We start from the raw sequence: 19,857 nt of genomic DNA on the forward strand, positions 1-19,857 counted from the left end.
ACAATTCTCAGACCGATCAGAAAAATTCTCAAAAAATATGATATAGGTCAAATCGTGCGCGGTTTCAGACCGCTAGGAAGTAGAGACGCGAACCTATCTATCCAAATTCGAGTCGCCAGCTATGAGCCAGATGACGAGCAGACGCGCTTTTCTGAGCGCGCGTGTCCTGCGGGAGGACCACGATGCGATCCGCCCGCCGGGAGCAGTCGCAACTGGCTTCAGCGATCTGTGCACGCGTTGCGAAGACTGCGCCGGGGCCTGCCCGGAAGACATCATCACATTCGACGACAGCGGTTTTCCTGTTCTGGACCTTTCCGCAGGCGGCTGCACAATGTGTGGTGACTGCGCAGAAGCCTGTCCAACACCGGCATTGTTGCCCGAGCGTGTGGCCGAGTGGCCATGGCGCGCTCGGATCGACGCCGCAAGCTGCCTGTCGATGAACGGGGTGAGCTGCCGCCTGTGTCAGGACAACTGCGAGCAGGATGCCATCCGCTTTCGCCTGCAACTGGGCGGACGCGCTGAACCGGCGCTTGAAACTGAAACCTGCATCGGATGCGGCAGTTGTTCCGCCGCCTGCCCTGCCGGGGCCATCGCGATGCACCGCCCCGCCCCACAACACCCGGAGGTGACCCAATGAATATCTGTGGCTGTCTAGTCCACATCGCCCCCGATCACACCGACGCCGCACGCGCGGCGATGACCGGCACCCAAGGCGTCGAGCTTCATGCCGAAGCCGAGGATGGCCGGTTCGTGGTGGTTGTCGAGGATACAGCCGACCGGTTGGCCTCGGACACCATTATGGATCTGCACCAGATCCCTGGCGTGATCTCACTGTCACTGACTTATCACCATTTCGAAGATCTCGCGGAGAAAGCTCCGCGTCCTGATGCTCCAAGCCAACCGTCCAGCAGGAGGCCCATGCAATGACCATATCTGAATCCCGTCGTACATTCCTGAAAGCGTCCGCAGCTGCCGCTACTGCCTCGGCTGCGGGCATCCCCATGGCCGCAGGTCAGGCCAACGCTCAGGCCGCCGCACCTGACATTCGCTGGGACAAGGCCGCCTGCCGATTCTGCGGTACAGGCTGTTCTGTTCTGGTCGGCACCAAAGATGGCCGCGTAGTCGCCACTCAGGGCGATCCTGACGCGCCGGTGAACCGGGGCCTGAACTGCATCAAGGGCTATTTCCTGTCCAAGATCATGTATGGCAAGGACCGCCTGACAACGCCGCTGCTGCGCAAGACCAATGGCGTATATGACAAGAATGGCGAATTCGAGCCGGTCAGCTGGGACGAAGCCTTTGACGTGATGGCCGCCAAGTGGAAAGAGGCCCTGGCCAAGAAAGGCCCGACCAGCGTGGGCATGTTCGGTTCAGGCCAGTGGACAGTCTGGGAAGGCTATGCCGCTGCCAAGATGATGAAAGCTGGCTTCCGGTCGAACAACATTGACCCCAACGCGCGTCACTGTATGGCCTCGGCTGTGGTTGGCTTTATGCGCACCTTCGGCATCGATGAGCCGATGGGTTGCTATGACGACTTCGAGCACGCCGACACTTTCGTGCTGTGGGGCTCGAACATGGCCGAGATGCACCCCATCCTGTGGTCACGCCTGACCGATACCCGCCTGACCAAGCCCGGCTCGGAAGTTCATGTTCTGTCGACCTACGAGCACCGCTCGTTCGAGCTGGCCGACAATGGCATGGTCTTTGCGCCGCAGACCGATCTGGCGATCCTGAACTATATCGCGAACTACATCATCCAGAATGGCGCGGTGAACGAAGAGTTCGTCAAAAACCACGTCAACATCACCAAAACGGCAACTGATATCGGCTATGGCCTGCGGGACAACAACCCGCTGCAACAAGAGGCTGAAAATCCGAACTCGGGCAAGATGGAACCGATCAGCTTCGAAGAATATGCCGAGGCCGTTTCGGAATACACGCTGGAATACACTTCGGAACTGTCCGGTGTACCGGCGGACAAACTGGAACGTCTGGCCAAGCAATACGCCGACCCGAACCGCAAGGTCATGAGCCTGTGGACCATGGGCTTTAACCAGCACACCCGCGGGTCGTGGGTGAACTCGCTGATGTACAACGTGCACCTGTTGGTCGGCAAAATTTCGGAACCCGGAAACTCGCCCTTCTCGCTGACCGGTCAGCCATCGGCCTGTGGCACCGCGCGCGAGGTTGGCACATTCGCCCACCGTCTGCCTGCGGACATGGTGGTGATGAACGACAAGCACCGTGAGATCTGCGAGACTGCCTGGAACGTGCCTGCCGGCACCATTCCACCCAAGCCAGGCTTCCACGCCGTGCTGCAACACCGCAAGCTGAAAGACGGCGATCTGAACGCCTATTGGGTTCAGTGCACCAACAACATGCAGGCCGCGCCGAACATCAACGAAGAAGGCTATCCAGGTTATCGCAACCCGGAAAACTTCATCACTGTTTCGGACCCTTATCCGACCGTTACTGCGGTTTCTGCTGACCTGATCCTGCCGACCGCCATGTGGGTCGAAAAGGAAGGCGCCTACGGCAACGCCGAGCGCCGCACCCAGTTCTGGCGCCAGCAGGTGAAAGCTCCGGGCGAGGCCAAGTCGGACGTCTGGCAGGTGATGGAGTTCTCGAAACGCTTCACCGTCGAAGAGGTCTGGGGTGAAGAGTTGCTGGCTACCATGCCGGAACATCGTGGCAAGACCATGTACGACGTTCTGTTCGCCAATGGCAGCGTCGACAAGTTCCCGCTATCGGAAACCGCCGAGGGCTTTGACAACGACGAATCCGAGCATTTCGGCTTCTACGTTCAGAAGGGTCTGTTCGAGGAATATGCAGAATTCGGACGCGGCCATGCACACGATCTGGCACCGTTTGAAACCTATCACCAGGCTCGTGGCCTGCGCTGGCCGGTCGTCGACGGCAAGGAAACGCTCTATCGTTTCCGCGAAGGTTATGACCCCTACGTGTCCGAGGGCGCTGGTGTTGAGTTCTATGGCCACAAGGATGGTAAGGCCAAGATCATCTTCGCGCCATATGAACCGGCCGCAGAGGAGCCGGATGCGGAATTCGATCTGTGGCTGTGCACCGGTCGCGTACTGGAGCACTGGCATTCAGGTTCGATGACTCGCCGGGTACCAGAGCTGCACCGCGCCTATCCGGCTGCCGTGGTTTACATGCACCCGCAGGACGCCAAGGATCGCGGTTTGCGCCGAGGTCAGGAGATTGTTCTGTCCACCCGTCGCGGCGAAGTCACCAGCCGGGTTGAAACCCGGGGCCGGAACAAGGTGCCGCGCGGTCTGGTCTTTATGCCGTGGTTCGATGAGCACCAGCTGACCAACAAGCTGACGTTGGACGCGACCTGCCCGCTGTCGAAAGAGACCGACTTCAAGAAGTGCGCCTGCAAGGTCGAGCGCGCGTAACCAGCTAAGGATCGTACGGGTCGTTTCCCATGTCTCTTGTCGATAAACCCCTCTCGCCGCAGCGGCGCCGGTTCCTGCAGGACTCGGCGCGGGCGGCAGGCGGCTGCGTGGTCGCCGGGACGGTGCTGGCCTATCTGGCCCGCGACGCCCGCGCCCTGCCCGCCGAAGCCTTGCGCCCTCCCGGTGCATTGCCGGAGAAGGAGTTCCTGTCGGCCTGCATCCGCTGCGGTTTGTGCGTGCGGGACTGCCCTTACGATACCCTGAAACTGGCCGAACTTGGGTCGGATGCGGTGGCGACGGGAACGCCGTATTTCACCGCCCGGGATATTCCCTGCGAAATGTGCGACGACATTCCGTGTGTCGCCGCATGTCCGACCGGTGCATTGGACCCTGGCCTGGACAATATCGACGATGCCGAGATGGGTGTTGCTGTGCTTGTCGATCAGGAAAACTGTCTGAATTTCCTCGGCCTGCGTTGCGACGTCTGTTATCGCGTTTGCCCCGTCATTGACGAGGCGATCACATTGGAAACCGCGCATAATACCCGGTCGGGGCACCATGCGTTGTTTATTCCCACTGTACATGCCGACCGCTGTACCGGTTGTGGCATGTGCGAAAAAAGCTGTGTTCTGCCCGAGGCCGCCATCAAGGTTTTGCCTACCCGGCTGGCGCGTGGCAGTTCGGCAGAGCATTACCGTAAGGGCTGGGAAGAAAAGGCTGCCAAGGGCGCGCCGGTGGTTGAGGGGATCATCGATCTGCCCGACCGTTTGCCTGGACCGGGCACTGACAATCTTGTCACGCCGGGCGGGTTTGCCCCGGGATATGATTTGCCGGGGGTCGGACAATGAGCACCCGCACACATATGCCCGTCGGTCAGGAAGCTGTCGCCAGCAAAGGCTGGATTGGCGCACATCGATACCTGCTGTTGCGTCGCGCAAGTCAGGTGTTCTTTCTGGTTCTGTTTCTACTGGGCCCGTGGTTCGGCATCTGGATTGTTGAAGGCACTCTGGCCGGGTCACTGACGCTGGGCGTGTTGCCTTTAACCGATCCGTTCATCTTGTTGCAAAGCTTCGTCGCGGGTCACTGGCCCGAGATGACGGCGCTTATCGGTGGGGTGATCGTTCTGGCGGCCTATGCGCTGATTGGCGGTCGGGTCTATTGTTCCTGGGTTTGTCCCATCAATCCGGTGACGGATGCGGCCAACTGGCTGCACCGCAAGTTGGACCTGCCGAAAGGCTGGCAACCCAAGCGCGGCACCCGCCTGTGGATCCTTGCAGCCGTCCTGCTTGTCTCGGGCCTGAGCGGCGTAATCGCGTGGGAACTGATCAACCCGATCACCATGCTGCATCGCGGGCTGGTTTTCGGCATGGGCTTTGTCTGGGCCATGATCGCGTCCATCTTCGTCTTTGACGTTTTCGTCTCGCGCCACGGATGGTGCGGACATCTGTGCCCCGTCGGAGCGTTTTATGGTCTGATCGGGTCAAAAAGCCTGCTGCGGGTCAGCGCCACAAATCGCGCCGCCTGTGACGATTGCATGGATTGCTATGCGGTCTGCCCGGAAAACCAGGTGATCTCACCCGCGCTGAAAGGCAAGCCGGGGACCACACCACTGATCCTTTCACCCGACTGTACCAATTGCGGGCGTTGCATCGATGTCTGCGCAGTCGACGTTTTTAACTTTACTCACCGGTTCGACGATCACATCGTCCAACCTTCCGATCCAGTTGCCGCGCCTGAGCCGCGCGCCGCCAGACCTATCTAGGGGAGTGCCAAGATGAAAAAAACAATCGTTACAGGCGGAATTGCCCTTCTACCCGTATTACTGCTGAGTGGATGGGCCCTTGCCCAGTCCGCACAGGTTGAATCCCTGCGCGGCGCCGAAGTTGACGAGCCTGTGCCGCTGGATCAAATCCACCGCAACGTCGAAGGCCGGCAGCAGCGCAATTATCGCCAACAGCCGCCATTGATCCCGCATTCGGTAGAACAATACCAGATCGATATTCGAACCAACCAATGCCTGACCTGCCATGACTGGACCAAAGCGGGCGAGCGCAACGCACCGACCCTGTCGATGACCCACTATCTGGATCGCGATGGCAACGAGCTGGATAAGATCGCCGGAACCCGGTATTTCTGCAACCAGTGTCACGTTCCGCAGGCTGACGCTCCGCCGCTGGTCGATAACGTGTTCCAGCCCTCCGCCGGCAACTGATCCAACGCAAGACTGAAAGGAGCACCGACATGGCAGACTCCCCTGAAAAACGCGGCTTGCTTGGTCGCCTCTGGAACGCGATCTGGACACCGGCAGTGATGTTCAGCTCGGGCTTTCTGATCCTCGCTGGCTTTCTGGCAGGTATCCTGTTCTGGGGTGGGTTTCACTGGACCCTGGAACTGACCAACACGGAAGAATTCTGTGTCTCGTGTCACACGATGGAAACGAACCTGGGCGAATATCGTGAGACGATCCACTACAACAACCACTCCGGTGTGCGTGCAATCTGTTCCGATTGCCACGTTCCGGATGAGTGGAACCATAAGATCAAAGCCAAGATCATGGCGGTGAAAGACGTCTATCACGAACTGGCAGGCACCATCAGCACGCCCGAGAAATACGAGGATCACCGTCTGGCGATGGCCTCTGCCGTGTGGAAGAAAATGAAAGCGTCTGACAGCCGCGAATGCCGCAACTGCCACAACTTTGACTACATGGACTTTACCATTCAGGAAACGCGTGCCGCATCGGAACACCAGCGCGCCATCGACAGCGGTATGACTTGCATCGATTGTCACCAGGGCATCGCGCACAGCCTTCCGCCCAATTATCTGGAAGAGTACCAGAAGGTTAGCGAGGCCATTGAAGGTGAGGTTCTGCAGGAACACGCAGCCGCCACTGGCGACGACATCCGCGATTTCCTGAACAACAGCTCGAATTGATGTGGGGGCGGAGATGTTAGAGATACTTGGAACCATTGGCGGCAACATCCTGAGCCTGCCTGGCATACTTGGTTTGGCCCTTGGCATGATGACCCGCAAGCTGTGGCTGGGTGCGGCAATGGGCGGTGCAGTGGGGGTTTTTGAACCACTGGTTTTCGCGGGCTTCCAGTTTACACATGTGGAACCGCTGGACCTGATCATCGCCGTCGTCGTCGGCGTCTGCGCAGGCAGCCTGGGCACCGCCATTCGCATTAAAGGCGCGACGGCCTAAATCTGACTGGCCTGGCGGGTTCACCTGCCGGGCCTTTTTTTGAGCCTTAAAGTGACCCCCCGGTTCCACGCGACGATGTACGAATTTACATTTGTGACTGTCATGGTCGGCGGCATACATACAGGATTGGAATGATGTTCCGTCTATTGTGTAAATACGCACCCGGTGGATAGAAGTTCGAACATTTCCAGTGTCTTACAAGATATTGACACAATTTGAGACTTGATGCATGTTAGGATTATTAACGTTGTTAAGAGTTTTTGGGGTCTGGGAAATGTTCGTTAAAAAACTTTCAAAAACAGTATTTGGACTGCTTTCATTTGTTTGCCTCGGATCCTTTCCAGCGAATGCGCTGACCGTCACGCATGAGTTTTCAACACACGTTAATGGCATCAGTTTCGGTAGCGGATCGAACGAGCTCGTTACCGTTCGATACTCGTTTGATAACGCGAGCGCTCCAATCGACACGGTTTCTTACTCCGGCGGAGGTGCATATTCAGTATACGGGGGTGTGCAAGGTTCTATTCTTTTTGGCCGCGATACAGTAACATTTTCGAATGCAACCATTAGCGTCTATGACGATCAAGGAACCCCACGATACAATGGGCAGGTATTGCAGGCCAAAGGCAGCCTTGGAGCCACGTTCAATGGCTCTGTAAACGGTCGAAGCTTGTCCGAGATGTGGTTAAGCGCCGACCTTCCCTTTGCCACGTTGGGCAGTACGTCGATTGTATCGTCACCAAGTGTTCTGAATAACGCTGCCTCACATAGATTTTGGGTAATATCCAACACAAGTACTGGTTCCCTCTACGCAACAAACTCAGCCAGTAAATCCGGGAACTTTTCCACACCCGCTCCTGTGCCGCTTCCAGCCAGCGGCTGGCTGTTGATCGGTGGGTTGGGCACGATGGCTGCGCTGCGCAGGCGAAAAGCCAGTAGGGCTCGCACTGCCTAACCGGAAAACCAAAATCCAGCTCAACCTTCCCTTCGTCTGCAGGCACCTACGCCCCTGACGCTTCGTTGTTCGGACCCGCTATCACCAGTTCGGCATCTCCGGGCAAGAAACGAAAGGGGGCGGGAAGCTGTCGGTCAGTGATGAGCACGTCATTCTGGGTCAATCCAGGCAGGCGTAGTGCGGGGCTGGTCTGCGCCTCGTTGAATTTTGTTGAATCAACCGCCATGAAGATTTGGTCAGCGATATCAGTCATCGCGCGGGCCATATCGGCCTCGCATTGGTCATAGACCATGAAGCCTTTGCCGGGATGGACCAGAGATGCTGACAATATGGCGGTTCGGGCCGAAAACCCTGCAATGACGTCATAGGCTGCCCGGTCAAATGCGGCTCCGTCATGGTTGCGCAATTGCGTTCCTGCCATGAAGACCCTGTTGCCCTCTTCCATCGATAACGTAGCAGCGATGAAGGCCGAATTGGTCACCACCGTGAGGTTTCTGCGTACCCGAAGGGCCTGAGCAATGAAGCCCGAGGTCGAACCAGTGTCGATGGCGATAGCCGAGCCGTCAGGTATCCGCCTGGCAACAGCATCGGCAATCGCAACCTTGGCGGCGCGGTTCTGCGTCATGCGGGCCAGAAACGGTGGATCCAGTACGTTCTGCGTGCTGACCAATGCACCATGCACTTTGGACAAGCTGCCTTTTGCGACCATCGGCTTCACGATTCGTCGCACGGTCTGGTCCGAAACCTGCAGGATTCGTGCCAGTTCCATGACCGAGATCCGCCCGTACAGGTTTACCGTGTTGAGTATGTCTTGCTCGTATTTCGACATCAAACGCCGCGATATTTGTTGATTTTCTTAGGCTAAAGGTAAGTTTGGCGTCGTTCAAGCGACAAAATTCAACATCTTTGCAAAGTAAATGTTGATTACTGTTGCTTTGAGGGTTTTGATGAATTCGTAGCATTTGCAGTGAGTAGGCTCATGACGACGCATTCGGCCAGACATCTCATTATTGGCGGCGGCATCATTGGATGTTCTATCGCTTATCATCTTGCACGCTCGGGCGAGACGGATGTGGTTCTTCTGGAAAAGGCGTCCCTGACTGAAGGGGCCACCTGGCATGCGGCGGGGCTGGTCGGGCAGTTGCGGTCGTCTCGTAATACGACGCGGATGCTGAAACGATCGGTGGCGCTCTATGATCGGCTGGCCGAGGAAACCGGGCTGGAGTTCGACTGGAAAAAGGTCGGCAGCCTGCGTCTTGCGGCAACCAAAGAGCGGCTTCTGGAGGCCAAGCGCCTGGCAACAATGGCACGCAGTTTTGATCTGGAGATGGAGATTATCTCGGCGGCCGAGGCCAAGACGTTGTTTCCCTATATCGACACGGAGGGATTGGAAGGCGCGGCCTTTATCCCATCGGACGGTCATGTTGATCCCGCGGGCTTGTGTCAGGCAATCGCTTCCGGTGCCCGGATGCATGGCGCGCAGATTCGCCAATCTGTGCAGGTCACGGATTTTGAAATCCGCGACAAACGCATCGCCAAAGTAGTGACGTCCGAAGGGGAATACGAAGCGGATACCGTGGTTCTGGCCGCAGGAATGTGGAGCCGCGAACTGGCCGAGAAACTGGGAGTGGTCGTCCCGGCTTGTGCCATCGAGCATCAGTATATCGTCACGGAACCTTTGCCCGACCCGGAACTTGTCAAAGGCTTGCCAACCCTGCGAGACCCTGAGCGGCTGGTGTACTACAAGCCTGATGCGGGCGGACGACTTGTGATCGGCGGGTATGAGGACAACACATTGCCGTTCGGCGACAAAGGCATTCCCGGAGAGTTCGTCCGGCAGTTGTTGCCCGACAATCTGGACCGGTTTGCCCCCCTTGCCGAACTGGCGGGTCAGGTCACACCGGTCGTCAACTCCGTCGGCATCCGGCAGGTCATCAACGGACCCATCCCCTATTCCGCCGACGGCGACTTTGTCATGGGATGGGCGCCAGAGCTAAGGAATCTGATGCTGGCGACAGGGTTCCTGTATGGTATTGCCGCAGGCGGCGGCGCTGGCGAAATGATTGCAGAGTGGATCGTCGAAGGCCGCCCGAGCCTAGATCTCTGGCCACTCGATGTGCGCCGGTTCAGCCCGCATCACGCCACGCGGGCTTTCATGTATCCCCGCGCGGTAGAGCATTACGCGCATCACTACAAGATGCGCTATCCGGGGCAGGAGGCAGAGACGGCCAGAGACCTGCGCCTGTCGCCCCTGCATGACCGGCTGAAACAACACGGCGCGGTTTTCGGATCAAAAAATGGCTGGGAAAGGCCGCTTTGGTTTGCTCCGGCTGGCGTGGATCCGGTGGATCAGCTGGATTTTCTGGCCCCGGGTTGGAAAGTTTTTGCCGAACAGGAACATAACGCCGCGCGCGAGGGTGTTGTTCTGATCGACCAGAGCAGTTTTTCCAAGTTCGAACTGATCGGCCCCGGCGCGCTGGATGCCCTTCAAAACCTTGCCGTTTCAAACATGGACAGGCCGGATGGTTCGGTAATCTACACGCAATTGTGCAACGATCGCGGTGGTGTTGAGGCTGATATCACTGTCACCCGGTTGACGCGTGACCATTTCTACATCGTGACAGGGTCTGGATTTGGTGTGCATGACGCAGATTGGATACGTCGACACTTGCCCGGAGATGGGTCGGCGCAACTCATCGAAATGACGTCAGCTCGGGCCGTGATCAACATCTGCGGCCCGAAAGCGCGGGATGTGCTGCAGGCGGTTGCGGAAGAGGATACCTCGAACTCGGCGTTTCCCTTTGCGACTGCCCGAGAGATCACTCTGGGGGCAGCAAAGGTTCGGGCGATCCGCATAGGTTACGTGGGAGAGCTGGGATGGGAGTTGCACATTCCAACCGAATTCGCCCTGCACGTCTATGACCTGCTATGGCGAGCCGGTCAGAGCCATGGCATCCGTGATATCGGGTACCGTACCATCGAGTCCTTGCGGCTGGAAAAAGGTTATCTTTATTGGAGCGCCGACATCACCCCCGACTATTCGCCAATCGAAGCAGGCCTTGGGTCACGGATGCATCTGAAATCAAAACAGGACTTCATCGGGCGACCCGTGCTGGAGGCGCAGAAAGCAACCGGACCTGACCGGCATCTCTGTACATTCATAACGGATGAGCGGCTGCCGATCACCGGAGGGGAGACCATACTGCGTTCCGGCAAAACAGTCTCGCTGGCGTGTAGTGGTGGTTATGGGTTTACCGTCGGCAAGACCATCCTCTACGGTTATCTGCCTGCGGAACTGGCGAAAGCGTCTGAGTTTGAAGTGGAGTTGTTCGGGGAGCGCCACGCCATCCGCCGGGTGGATGGGCCGCTATTTGATCCCGCAAACGACCGATTGAAAGCCTGAGGGAGGGATTGATGCAGAACGAGCCAAAAAAAGAGGTTATTCAGGCCCTTCGCAATGTGAAAGGGTTCGAAACCATTGCTGAGGCCGACCTTCACACTCAGCGACTGGGCGGGTTGACCAATCTGGTCTACCGCGTCGAAGGCGGGCCAGGCACGGTGATAGTGCGCATCCCCGGCGAAGGAACCGAAGCCTATATCGATCGCGCGGTTGAGATCCACAACGCACGGGTGGCGGCAAAAACCGGGGTCGGCCCCAAAGTCTTGTGGGCGGATGCGTCAACGGGCGTGATGATCAGCGATTGCGTTCCTGACATCGTCACTATGACACCCGAAATGTTTGCGACGCGACCCGGAGCCGCCGCCCGTGCAGGAAAGGCTCTGAGACAGCTTCATGACGCCCTGGAGCCGTTCGAGTTCCGGTTCGAGCTGTTTTCAATGATCAGCGAATACATGAACGTGCTCGCGGACAAAAACGCAAGCCTGCCAGAAGGTTACGCAGACGTTGTGGCCGAAGCAGCCCCGATCCGCGAGCTGTTGCAGGACAATCCCGGGACATTGGTCCCCAGCCATTGCGATCCCTTGTGCGAAAATTTTCTGGATGACGGGGAGAGTATGTGGATCGTCGATTATGAATATTCAGGCATGAACGATGCCCTTTGGGATCTGGGTGATCTGTCAGTCGAAGCCGGGTTGAGCGAGGAACAGGAACTTGAGATGTTGACGGCCTATTTCGGTGGCCCGCCGAGTGAGGCTCAGATCGGGCGTATGGTGATCTACAAGGCTATGTGCGATCTTCTCTGGACGCTTTGGGGATTGATCCAGCACGCGGATGAAAACCCGGCCGAAGATTTCTGGGCCTATGCCACCAACCGGTTCGATCGATGCAAGGCGCTGATGCTGGCCCCGTCCTTTGCTGCGCATGTGAGAGCCGTGGCGCAAGAATAGACGCCTGAATTATTTTCCAACAATTTCAATTGTGTAATCCCGCCTCGCCGCGGTGGGCGGCGGCGGAAAGGGAGCCGCTGTTCTGACCTGAGCCAAGGCCACCTGATCAAGTCGGTTTGAACCGGAACTGCGCGCGACGCGGAGTGCTACAAGCTCTCCTCGATCTCCGATACGCAAAGAAATCAGTGCTTTCCCGCGGATGTTTACGCTTTTGCGGCGCGCACGGGCTATTTTGCGCTTTACCAAACCGGCATAGGTGCTGGCTGAGGCGTTCCCCTGCCCCTTTTTGGATTGCGTAGTTTTCTTTGCACTTGCTGCGCTGTCGGATTTCGTCCCGTCTGTCGATCCTTTTTCGGCTGATTTCTGCGCGTTACCTGCCTGTGAAGGTGCTTGGCTGGTTTCTTGTCGGCCGTCCTTGGTGTTGACTTTACCGGTGTCCTCAGGACGCAGGACGGAAGACGGTTGTTTATTTGGTTTCTGGATGTCCTGAGATGGAACGGTATGTGTATTGACCACAGCTTTTGACCGGGTCTTTGTTTGAACGGGTTGGACGACCGATTGCGTCTTCGATGTAGGAGTGACACCGGTGCTAACAGGAATTTTTGCAACGGTTTTCTGCCGTGCAGAAGCAGAAACGGGTGTGCTACTTCCGGCCACATAATCGTTAAACGACGACCCGAGCGCGGCTTTTCTTGCTTCTCCGCCACCTTCATTGCTAATCGTATCTGAAGTCGGGGCATCTTAAAGCGCCAGCCCATGCGCCGTGGCCGCGAGCAGAACGGCGGCTGTGGCGGCAATGGGGGATCGGGGGATCATTGCAGCCCCCTTTCGGTGACGACAAAGACACTTTCAGCACCCAAGTTGCGCAACGCGTCGCTGACCTGTTTCAGTCGAATTGCCGGGGTGGAGCGGTCGGGGACGATCCGCACCGTGTCCAGCGGCAGGTCAATCGAGGCCCGCTCCACATAGGCTTCGGCGCCGGTCAGCTCGGCGCCTCGGTATTCCAATGTGCCGTCAGCACGAATGACGAGCGCGTCGGGGGGTTCGCGTCCGTCAAGATCCAGGGTTTCAACCAGCTGTACGGCGTCGCTCAGCGGCGGAGCCAATGTGCCTGCGATCATGAAGAAAATCAGCATCAGAAACACAACGTTGATCAGCGCGATCGTCGGCTCGCGGGTGGTTCTGGATTTGGGGCGCAGCGAAATCATCCGATGACCTGTGTGTTCAACTGGTCGACAGCATGCAAGATGATGAGAAGGTCGATGAGTTGTTGTGACGATGCGCTTGGTCCAAGGCTGATCAGCGCGGTTTCCTCTGACTTTCCTTTAAACAATGAGGCCGCTTCATTCAGGGCAACGGGCGTGCCATCGATCAGAAGGCGATCACGCTCGAGCTTAACAAACCGGATCGTCCGATCTGGTTTTGCCCCTTCGCCAGCTGCTGCCGTGGCGAGTTCGATCTCGCCAAACTTGGAAAAGGTCGAGGTGAGCATGAAAAACAGCAGCAGCAGAAAGATTACGTCGATCAGGGATGTCATCGACAGCCGGTGGCGTCGTTTTCTGTGGGTCTCAAGTTGCATGAGCTAACGCAATGGCGGGCAATGTGTCTGCGGCGGTGTCAGCCGCATGGCCCGGAGCGAACACCGTGCGAAGCGCACGATTGGCAAAGATGCGTTCCCGCGTCATTCGGGCCTCGAACCAGGTCAGGATAAGCGAGGTCGGCATGGCCACGGCCAGCCCGGCGGCTGTTGTCATCAGCGCCACCCAGATGCCCCCGGCCAACAAGGACGGATCAACTGCTCCGTCCGCGTTCTGAAGGGTTTGGAAGGCGTCGATCATACCCAGAACGGTGCCGAACAACCCCAGTAGCGGTGCGATCTGGGAAACAATGTCCAGAACGTTCAATCCCCGCTCCAACTGAGCAAATCGGGCTTCAGCCTCAGCGTCAGTACGGTCGGACAGAGTGGTGCCCTGCCCTGTCATTGCCATGGCAATGACTGGTGCCAGGTAGCTTTGGCTTTTGTTCAGATGGTCTTGGGTTGCTGAGCTGTCCCGCCGGTCCCAGGCTTCGACAGCGCTGGACAGCTCGACATGGCGGCCAACGCCCGCAGCCTTGTATTGCCACAGTTTGTAAAGAACCAACGACAAGGTTGCGACTGAGGTCAGGATCAGAATGGCCACAACAGGGCCGCCCAGATCCACAAGAGCCATCAGTTTCTGTTGTATCTGATCCATTACCCTATCCAATAAATTCGGTTTTTAACCGGGTTTTCAGGCGCAAACCATTTGTGCAGGCATCGGTTGAACCCTTGGGCATCGTGCAGGTTTCCGCGCCGTTGATCAGAACGCGGCTTATCTGGTCACACGCCATGTCATTAAACTGAAACTGCCGCACGCGGGGGCGGCCTGATGGCAGGTCCTGAAAGTCCAGAAGGGTAAGTAAGGCGACGCCGCCTTCTGCATCGAACAGCACTGTTTCATAGACGGCCGCGCTGATGTCGGCCGGATGCGCGTTTTCCACCACAAAACTCAGCAGACAACTCTGTCCGTCTGACTGCGCAGCACTCAGCTCGATAGAGACTGCACTGTCTTGCGCCTGGGCCGTCCCCGCCACCGCAAGTGAGAGCAGGGACAGCAGGACCGCGCCAGCCGTTTTTGTTTGTTTTCGCATAGCGGGTCCTTTCCTGGGATCAGAAGGTTTTGGCCAGTGTCAGCTTGAAGTTCCGGCCCGGTGAATTTCGGGTCGAAAGGTTCGGCAGATAGGTCTTGTCAAAGATGTTCTCGATGCCGGCACGAACTTCGAAGCCCTGGAACGCACCCTCTTGCGGCAGATAGGTGGCACGCAGGGTGTTCACGCCGTAACCGCCGACAGAACCCCCGCTGGAATCCGTTGAAGATTTCGCGCCTAACAGTTCCCAGCTGACGTCGAGAGCCTTGCCGAACCTTTTGCCAATAGTAATACGCGCCGAGTCTGCAGGCTCATTCCGCCACGTGCTTTCAACGCCTGCTGCATTGGTTTCCGTGCCATTCACGAAATTTGCGTTAAAATCGACATAGTATCCACTCGCGTTTGCGTAAGAGGCTTCGATTTCGACGCCTTGCGTTTCGATCTCGGACAGTGGACGCGAGGGCCGCCCCGAGACATAGGAGGTCACGTCGCGCAGATTGGTGTCATACAGGTTGACCTTGGCACGAACGATGTCGCCTTCGGCAAAGATATCGCCTCGGTTAAAGGAAAAACCGGCCTCCCACGTGCGCGATTTCTCGGGTTGCGTCATATAGAGAGGCGTACCCAGATCATCGATGATCGGCAGGCTTTCAGTGTAGGCGCCGCCGCCAAAGATCGCAAAGCCACTGGCGAATTCGTAGCGTGCCGACAATCCTCCCATAAGGGCGTCGTTGTCATAGTTCGCGTTAAAGGGTGCGGTGGTGCCGTCGCCTTCGATATCCTGCGTTTCATATCGGATGGCCGGTGTGACAGTCAGCTGATCGCCGATCTGGATGTCATCCACAGCAAACAGGGCGACCCGGCGGTCTGTGCCGCCCGGGGCAGATGCCGCATCCAGACGTTCGCGAATGATGAATTCGATCCCGGCCCGGAGATCGTGCGAGGCGATGCCGGTCTGGAAATAAGACGTGTTCTTGATCGTCAGCTTGGTCGTTTCATAATTATGCGTCGCATCGGCCAATGCCCGAATGCTAGGGAAGAACGGCGTGCCCTCAAGGCTGGATGAGCCGGGAACGTAAGTGCTTTCAATGGCTTGTTCCGAATAGCTCAGATTGACATCCAGATCGACCAGATCGTTTCCGGCCGGGCGATATTGGTATCGCAGGACGGCAATCTGCGTGTCGATGTCACGGTCGACATTGCCAAAGGAATCTGTGGTGGTTCCGAACGAGTCATAGGGCACATCGCGTTCCTCCGATGTGGATTGGTTCCACGACGCGGTGATCGAGTGCTCCAGATTTTGACCGAAGCTGTATTTACCCTTTGCCAGCAGCGAAGGCAGGGTGAAGGCACTGTTGCCAATTGTGGCACCGCTTCCGTCTTCCTGATCATGCTGATCGCGATAGGTGTAGTTGAACAGAAACTCGGTTTGTTCATTCGGTTGCCATGCGAGAATCGAGGATGAGGCAATTCCGTTTCCGTTGGAGTAGCCCTCAAGTGTCTGGCGGAAACGGAAGCCCGGTTCGCCGCCTGTAAAGTCTGAAGCGTCCTTGGTTTCCAGCTGAACAACACCGCCGACGACGCCGGATCCGAATTCGAACGATCCGACCGTGCCGCGGATAACCGAGACGCTTTTGTAAAGCTGCGGGTCGGTGAACAACTGGTTACCGATGCGATACAGCTCTTCCGCCCCGGTAGTTGCACCATCAATCAGGATCAGGACCTTCTGGTCGGTGCCAAATGTGCCATTGGCCCCGAAACCCCGGATATTGATACCGGAGCCCTGCGGTGTTGACCCGTTCACCAGTGTAACGCCGGGTACAGAATCGATCAGCTCGGCCACGGTATTGGCCTGACGGTCGTTGATCTCTTCCTGATCGATATTGGTAATTGGTACGGCGGTTCCCGTCTGGATCTCTCGCTTGCTTTCACCCAGTTCCAGCGTGCCGAGAAAGCCGTCTTGTTGTTCCTGCGCCGAAGCACCCGAGGCGATCAGGCTGAGGCATGAGGCGGTGCCCAACAGCGCCATCTTTTGAATTCGCGTCCGCATTTCTGTCCCTTTGATACGGTTTTAGAGGACCGGAACTGCTTGCGCGCTGCTGGCGGTGGTCAGTCTTTATTTGTTGTTATTTGGAATCGCCTTTTTCAGCGACTTGTGTTCGTTAATAAAGCTTACTAAAACAGTCAACATATTTTCATGATCGATCAAACGATCCCTGCCAGCGGGTTTGCGACTTTGTCAGAGACCGGGCCAGCGCCTCCAGAAAACCACTCGAAGATGGAAAAACCTATGATGGAACAGGCGCTTATGGCCCCGGAAGACATTCGTGCATCTTATGTCCAGAACCCTGGAAAACGGGATCGCGATCTCGCAGAATCACTGGGCCTGACGGAAGGGCAACTGGTTGCGGCCTTTTCAGGAATAAACGTGACACGGCTGGCGGCCGACATGGACCAGTTGTTCCCGCGGCTTTCGGGGTTGGGCGAGGTCATGGCCCTGACGCGCAACCCGTCCTGTGTGATCGAAAAGGTCGGGCAATATGACAATTATCATTCCGGCGCTCATGCCGCGATGGTGCTGACCGAAGAGATCGATTTGCGAATGTTCCCAAAGCAATGGGTGCACATCTTTGCTGTCGAGCGAGCGACCGAGGCTGGCATCAGACGATCCCTTCAGGTGTTCGATGCCGCAGGGGACTCGGTGCACAAGATTTTTCTGCGTGAAAACTCCGATCTTTTTCACTGGCGCGAGCTGGTGAATGAACTGGCGTCGGAGGATCAGTCGCAAGTGCTGGATGCCGGTTCGCGCAAACCGGCAGAAGCCCCCAAGTCCACCCCCGAAAAGGCCGACATTCTTCGCACAGAGTGGGCCAAGATGACGGACACTCATCAATTTTTGCGCCTCACCTCAAAGCTGAAGATGAACAGGCTTGGCGCCTATCGCATCGCGGGTGAGCCACTGGTTCGCGCCTTGCGGCCCGGCGCGGTGCCGGGAATGTTCGAGCAGGTTCGTGATCAGGAACTGGAGGTCATGGTCTTTGTCGGCAACCGTGGATGTATCGAAATCCACGGTGGGCCGGTGCGTGTGCTTAAGCAAATGGGGCCATGGTTCAACGTGCTGGACCCGCGTTTCAACCTGCACCTGCGTACAGATCATATCGCCGAAGTCTGGGCGGTGAACAAACCCACGCAACGTGGTCCCGCAGTTTCGGTCGAAGCCTTCGACGCCGAAGGCGCACTAATCTTCCAGATCTTTGGGCGACGAGCAGGTGAGACAGATCATCGCCCAGCATGGGACAAGCTGGTTGCTGGTCTGGAAAGACTCTCACAGGTTGAGGTGGCGTAATGAGATCCCTTCTGGTCGCTTGCGGCGCACTGTTTCTGGGATCGGCTGCGTTGGCGGAACCGCTACGTGTCATCTCGATCGGCAGCTCGCTGACAGAGATTGTCTATGCCTTGGGGCAACAGGACATGCTTGTCGCGCGCGACAGGGTCTCGACCTATCCGTCAGAGGCGACAGAGCTGCCCGATATCGGATATCGTCGCGCCCTGTCACCCGAAGGCGTTCTGTCAGTGGAACCGGACCTGATCCTGGCGCTGGAGGGATCCGGCCCACCGGACGCCGTTGCAGTTCTGGAACAGGCCGGAGTGGAGTATGTCGCCATTCCGGATGAATTCTCTGAGGACGGTATACTTCAGAAAATTCGGGCCGTCGGGGATGCGCTGGGTGTTGCGGACAAGGCAGACGAACTTGCGGTACAGACTAAGCTTCAATTGGATCAGGCTCGGGCCGCCGCGATTGGCGCTGCTGGGGCGGACCCTGCCCGAGTGTTGTTCGTTCTTTCGGTGCAAGACGGTCAGATCATTGTCGGTGGGGCCGAAACGCAGGCAGACAGTATCCTTCGTCTGGCCGGCGCTGTGAACGCGGCTGAGGATGTAGTGGGGTTCAAACCGATAACGCCCGAAGCTTTGGCCGCAACCGCGCCTGATGTGATCCTGATGATGGACCGGCAGGGCGATCACATCATCACCGATGACGACCTGTTTGCGTTGCCGTCGATCAGGCTGACACCTGCGGGCCAGAACAGGCGACTGATCCGGATGTCAGGTGCTTATCTGCTGGGGTTCGGGCCGCGCACAGCCGGTGCTATTTCTGATTTGTCACTTGCATTGCGGGCCGATGGTTCATGACTCTGACAATGGAATGTGACGGCCTGCACCATGGCGCCCGGAACCGCCGGGCTGCGGCCCGACGGGTCACTATGGCTCTGATTGTTTTGCTGGGTGTGACCAGTGTGGTCAGCCTGTCCATTGGGGCGTCGCAGGCGTCGGTGACCACCGCGTTGTATAACCTGTTGACCGGGCGGGACGTGTCGGGGCTGAACCGCATTGTGTTGTGGGACATTCGCCTGCCCCGGCTGGCGATGGGTGTTCTGGTCGGCGCTGCGCTGGCGGTTTCGGGCGTGGTCATGCAAGGGCTGTTTCGCAACCCACTGGCCGATCCGGGCATAGTCGGCGTCAGCGCGGGTGCAGGGCTTGGCGCTATTGTCTCTATTGTTCTTGTCGGCTACCTGCCAGCCTCTCTACTGGCCTGGACGGGAAGCGGGCTTATCGCGATTGCAGCTTTTCTGGGTGGCTGGGCGTCGGTCCTGATCCTGTATCGGGTATCGACCCGGCAGGGACAGACTTCAGTGGCGACCATGCTGCTGGCCGGGATCGCGCTGGGGGCTTTGTCAGGTGCTGCCTCGGGAGTGCTGGTTTATATGGCGGATGACCAGCAACTCCGGGATCTCACCTTCTGGGGCATGGGCTCATTGGCCGGTGCAACTTGGGTCAAAGTTGCCAGTGCAGCGCCCATTATCCTGATCGCTCTGATCGCTACTCTGTTTCTGGCCCGGTCCCTGAATGGTTTGGCCATGGGGGAAGCGGTTGCCCATCACATTGGGATACCCGTGCAGCGCAGCAAGAACATCGCCATTCTGGCCGTCGCCGGAGCAACCGGGGCCGCCGTCGCCGTGTCTGGTGGCATCGGATTTATCGGCATCGTGGTGCCACATCTGCTGCGACTGGCCACCGGGCCGGATCATCACCGGTTGCTGATCAACGCCGCATTGCTTGGCGGCAGCTTGCTTCTGGGCGCGGACATGATCGCCCGCATCGTTGTGGCCCCGGCTGAGTTGCCAATTGGAATCGTTACCGCAATTCTGGGCGCTCCGGTCTTTCTGTGGATTCTGCTGCGCCGTCATGGAACCATGGGAATGTAACTG

At 57.7% G+C, this 19,857-nt stretch carries 21 protein-coding genes; 14 read left to right on the forward strand and 7 right to left on the reverse strand.

Translation table 11 applies throughout. From position 1 onward, the window contains the following. Nucleotides 1–130 precede the first annotated feature (130 nt). The 9 genes from napF to ACR0K5_RS14770 all read left to right on the forward strand — a co-directional run bounded on the left by napF (nucleotide 131) and on the right by ACR0K5_RS14770 (nucleotide 7,576). Nucleotides 131–637, forward strand: coding sequence for a ferredoxin-type protein NapF (napF, locus tag ACR0K5_RS14730; RefSeq protein ID WP_480630405.1), 507 nt, complete (start codon nucleotides 131–133; stop codon nucleotides 635–637). Beyond that, entirely contained in the window at nucleotides 634–927 is a 294-nt protein-coding gene (locus tag ACR0K5_RS14735) for a chaperone NapD (protein ID WP_480630406.1), read from the forward strand. The genes napF and ACR0K5_RS14735 overlap by 4 nt, the downstream gene beginning before the upstream one ends. Continuing rightward, nucleotides 924–3,416 (forward strand): nitrate reductase catalytic subunit NapA, encoded by a 2,493-nt coding sequence (gene napA / locus ACR0K5_RS14740; protein ID WP_480630407.1) that lies wholly within the window; start codon nucleotides 924–926, stop codon nucleotides 3,414–3,416. Before ACR0K5_RS14735 ends, napA begins: the two co-directional genes overlap by 4 nt. A 29-nt stretch (nucleotides 3,417–3,445) precedes the next feature. Beyond that, the gene (gene napG, locus ACR0K5_RS14745; RefSeq protein ID WP_480630408.1) at nucleotides 3,446–4,264 is read left to right on the forward strand and encodes a ferredoxin-type protein NapG; all 819 of its coding nucleotides are present in this window, start codon (nucleotides 3,446–3,448) and stop codon (nucleotides 4,262–4,264) included. Then, nucleotides 4,261–5,178, forward strand: coding sequence for a quinol dehydrogenase ferredoxin subunit NapH (napH, locus tag ACR0K5_RS14750; protein ID WP_480630409.1), 918 nt, complete (start codon nucleotides 4,261–4,263; stop codon nucleotides 5,176–5,178). Before napG ends, napH begins: the two co-directional genes overlap by 4 nt. 12 nt (nucleotides 5,179–5,190) lie before the next feature. Then, a complete protein-coding gene (locus ACR0K5_RS14755) occupies nucleotides 5,191–5,628 on the forward strand; it encodes a nitrate reductase cytochrome c-type subunit (RefSeq protein WP_480630410.1) in 438 nt (145 codons plus the stop codon). Between the two features lie 29 nt (nucleotides 5,629–5,657). Further along, nucleotides 5,658–6,350, forward strand: coding sequence for a NapC/NirT family cytochrome c (locus tag ACR0K5_RS14760; protein WP_480630411.1), 693 nt, complete (start codon nucleotides 5,658–5,660; stop codon nucleotides 6,348–6,350). A 13-nt stretch (nucleotides 6,351–6,363) separates the two neighbouring features. Next, a complete protein-coding gene (locus ACR0K5_RS14765; protein ID WP_480630412.1) occupies nucleotides 6,364–6,621 on the forward strand; it encodes a hypothetical protein in 258 nt (85 codons plus the stop codon). A 229-nt stretch (nucleotides 6,622–6,850) separates the two neighbouring features. Continuing rightward, nucleotides 6,851–7,576 carry a VPLPA-CTERM sorting domain-containing protein gene (locus ACR0K5_RS14770; RefSeq protein ID WP_480630413.1) on the forward strand — a complete coding sequence of 242 codons (726 nt, stop codon included), beginning with the start codon at nucleotides 6,851–6,853 and terminating at the stop codon, nucleotides 7,574–7,576. A gap of 46 nt (nucleotides 7,577–7,622) precedes the next feature. Here the strand turns inward: ACR0K5_RS14770 and ACR0K5_RS14775 are convergent, their stop codons facing one another. After that, complete coding sequence (locus tag ACR0K5_RS14775) at nucleotides 7,623–8,405, reverse strand: DeoR/GlpR family DNA-binding transcription regulator (protein WP_480630414.1); 783 nt, start codon at nucleotides 8,403–8,405, stop codon at nucleotides 7,623–7,625. Nucleotides 8,406–8,555: 150 nt separating this feature from the next. Between ACR0K5_RS14775 and ACR0K5_RS14780 the strand changes: the two genes are divergently transcribed. Both ACR0K5_RS14780 and ACR0K5_RS14785 read left to right on the forward strand, forming a co-directional pair. Beyond that, a complete protein-coding gene (locus ACR0K5_RS14780) occupies nucleotides 8,556–10,979 on the forward strand; it encodes a GcvT family protein (RefSeq protein WP_480630415.1) in 2,424 nt (807 codons plus the stop codon). 11 nt (nucleotides 10,980–10,990) lie between these two features. Beyond that, nucleotides 10,991–11,923: a phosphotransferase gene (locus ACR0K5_RS14785; RefSeq protein ID WP_480630416.1), complete on the forward strand. Its 933-nt coding sequence runs from the start codon at nucleotides 10,991–10,993 to the stop codon at nucleotides 11,921–11,923. A 9-nt stretch (nucleotides 11,924–11,932) separates the two neighbouring features. Here ACR0K5_RS14785 and ACR0K5_RS14790 read toward each other — a convergent pair whose 3' ends face one another. The 6 genes from ACR0K5_RS14790 to ACR0K5_RS14815 all read right to left on the reverse strand — a co-directional run bounded on the left by ACR0K5_RS14790 (nucleotide 11,933) and on the right by ACR0K5_RS14815 (nucleotide 16,640). After that, nucleotides 11,933–12,580: an energy transducer TonB gene (locus ACR0K5_RS14790; protein WP_480630417.1), complete on the reverse strand. Its 648-nt coding sequence runs from the start codon at nucleotides 12,578–12,580 to the stop codon at nucleotides 11,933–11,935. Nucleotides 12,581–12,735: 155 nt separating this feature from the next. After that, a complete protein-coding gene (locus ACR0K5_RS14795) occupies nucleotides 12,736–13,131 on the reverse strand; it encodes an ExbD/TolR family protein (protein ID WP_480630418.1) in 396 nt (131 codons plus the stop codon). Beyond that, nucleotides 13,128–13,502 (reverse strand): biopolymer transporter ExbD, encoded by a 375-nt coding sequence (locus ACR0K5_RS14800; protein WP_480630419.1) that lies wholly within the window; start codon nucleotides 13,500–13,502, stop codon nucleotides 13,128–13,130. Before ACR0K5_RS14800 ends, ACR0K5_RS14795 begins: the two co-directional genes overlap by 4 nt. Further along, nucleotides 13,492–14,157 (reverse strand): MotA/TolQ/ExbB proton channel family protein, encoded by a 666-nt coding sequence (locus ACR0K5_RS14805; protein WP_480630420.1) that lies wholly within the window; start codon nucleotides 14,155–14,157, stop codon nucleotides 13,492–13,494. Before ACR0K5_RS14805 ends, ACR0K5_RS14800 begins: the two co-directional genes overlap by 11 nt. A gap of 4 nt (nucleotides 14,158–14,161) precedes the next feature. Then, on the reverse strand, nucleotides 14,162–14,593 hold the full coding sequence (locus ACR0K5_RS14810) for a hypothetical protein (protein ID WP_480630421.1): 432 nt from the start codon (nucleotides 14,591–14,593) through the stop codon (nucleotides 14,162–14,164). A 19-nt stretch (nucleotides 14,594–14,612) separates the two neighbouring features. Beyond that, nucleotides 14,613–16,640, reverse strand: a complete 2,028-nt coding sequence (locus ACR0K5_RS14815) for a TonB-dependent receptor domain-containing protein (protein WP_480630422.1) — start codon at nucleotides 16,638–16,640, stop codon at nucleotides 14,613–14,615. Between the two features lie 240 nt (nucleotides 16,641–16,880). Here ACR0K5_RS14815 and ACR0K5_RS14820 point away from each other — a divergent pair, with 240 nt between their 5' ends. The 3 genes from ACR0K5_RS14820 to ACR0K5_RS14830 are packed head-to-tail and all read left to right on the forward strand — an operon-like array spanning nucleotide 16,881 to nucleotide 19,854. Next, nucleotides 16,881–17,936 (forward strand): hemin-degrading factor, encoded by a 1,056-nt coding sequence (locus ACR0K5_RS14820; RefSeq protein WP_480630449.1) that lies wholly within the window; start codon nucleotides 16,881–16,883, stop codon nucleotides 17,934–17,936. Beyond that, entirely contained in the window at nucleotides 17,936–18,781 is an 846-nt protein-coding gene (locus tag ACR0K5_RS14825; protein WP_480630423.1) for a heme/hemin ABC transporter substrate-binding protein, read from the forward strand. Before ACR0K5_RS14820 ends, ACR0K5_RS14825 begins: the two co-directional genes overlap by 1 nt. Beyond that, on the forward strand, nucleotides 18,778–19,854 hold the full coding sequence (locus ACR0K5_RS14830) for a FecCD family ABC transporter permease (RefSeq protein WP_480630424.1): 1,077 nt from the start codon (nucleotides 18,778–18,780) through the stop codon (nucleotides 19,852–19,854). Before ACR0K5_RS14825 ends, ACR0K5_RS14830 begins: the two co-directional genes overlap by 4 nt. Nucleotides 19,855–19,857 lie beyond the last annotated feature (3 nt).

It is taken from the genome of Ruegeria sp. AB9 (genome assembly GCF_056542585.1).

Coding starts and splice junctions, on each gene's coding strand:
- napF (WP_480630405.1), top strand. CDS start 131: ATGACGAGCAGACGCGCTTTTCTGAGCGCGCGTGTCCTGCGGGAGGAC.
- ACR0K5_RS14735 (WP_480630406.1), top strand. CDS start 634: ATGAATATCTGTGGCTGTCTAGTCCACATCGCCCCCGATCACACCGAC.
- napA (WP_480630407.1), top strand. CDS start 924: ATGACCATATCTGAATCCCGTCGTACATTCCTGAAAGCGTCCGCAGCT.
- napG (WP_480630408.1), top strand. CDS start 3,446: ATGTCTCTTGTCGATAAACCCCTCTCGCCGCAGCGGCGCCGGTTCCTG.
- napH (WP_480630409.1), top strand. CDS start 4,261: ATGAGCACCCGCACACATATGCCCGTCGGTCAGGAAGCTGTCGCCAGC.
- ACR0K5_RS14755 (WP_480630410.1), top strand. CDS start 5,191: ATGAAAAAAACAATCGTTACAGGCGGAATTGCCCTTCTACCCGTATTA.
- ACR0K5_RS14760 (WP_480630411.1), top strand. CDS start 5,658: ATGGCAGACTCCCCTGAAAAACGCGGCTTGCTTGGTCGCCTCTGGAAC.
- ACR0K5_RS14765 (WP_480630412.1), top strand. CDS start 6,364: ATGTTAGAGATACTTGGAACCATTGGCGGCAACATCCTGAGCCTGCCT.
- ACR0K5_RS14770 (WP_480630413.1), top strand. CDS start 6,851: ATGTTAGGATTATTAACGTTGTTAAGAGTTTTTGGGGTCTGGGAAATG.
- ACR0K5_RS14775 (WP_480630414.1), bottom strand. CDS start 8,405: ATGTCGAAATACGAGCAAGACATACTCAACACGGTAAACCTGTACGGG.
- ACR0K5_RS14780 (WP_480630415.1), top strand. CDS start 8,556: ATGACGACGCATTCGGCCAGACATCTCATTATTGGCGGCGGCATCATT.
- ACR0K5_RS14785 (WP_480630416.1), top strand. CDS start 10,991: ATGCAGAACGAGCCAAAAAAAGAGGTTATTCAGGCCCTTCGCAATGTG.
- ACR0K5_RS14795 (WP_480630418.1), bottom strand. CDS start 13,131: ATGATTTCGCTGCGCCCCAAATCCAGAACCACCCGCGAGCCGACGATC.
- ACR0K5_RS14800 (WP_480630419.1), bottom strand. CDS start 13,502: ATGCAACTTGAGACCCACAGAAAACGACGCCACCGGCTGTCGATGACA.
- ACR0K5_RS14805 (WP_480630420.1), bottom strand. CDS start 14,157: ATGGATCAGATACAACAGAAACTGATGGCTCTTGTGGATCTGGGCGGC.
- ACR0K5_RS14810 (WP_480630421.1), bottom strand. CDS start 14,593: ATGCGAAAACAAACAAAAACGGCTGGCGCGGTCCTGCTGTCCCTGCTC.
- ACR0K5_RS14815 (WP_480630422.1), bottom strand. CDS start 16,640: ATGCGGACGCGAATTCAAAAGATGGCGCTGTTGGGCACCGCCTCATGC.
- ACR0K5_RS14820 (WP_480630449.1), top strand. CDS start 16,881: ATGATGGAACAGGCGCTTATGGCCCCGGAAGACATTCGTGCATCTTAT.
- ACR0K5_RS14825 (WP_480630423.1), top strand. CDS start 17,936: ATGAGATCCCTTCTGGTCGCTTGCGGCGCACTGTTTCTGGGATCGGCT.
- ACR0K5_RS14830 (WP_480630424.1), top strand. CDS start 18,778: ATGACTCTGACAATGGAATGTGACGGCCTGCACCATGGCGCCCGGAAC.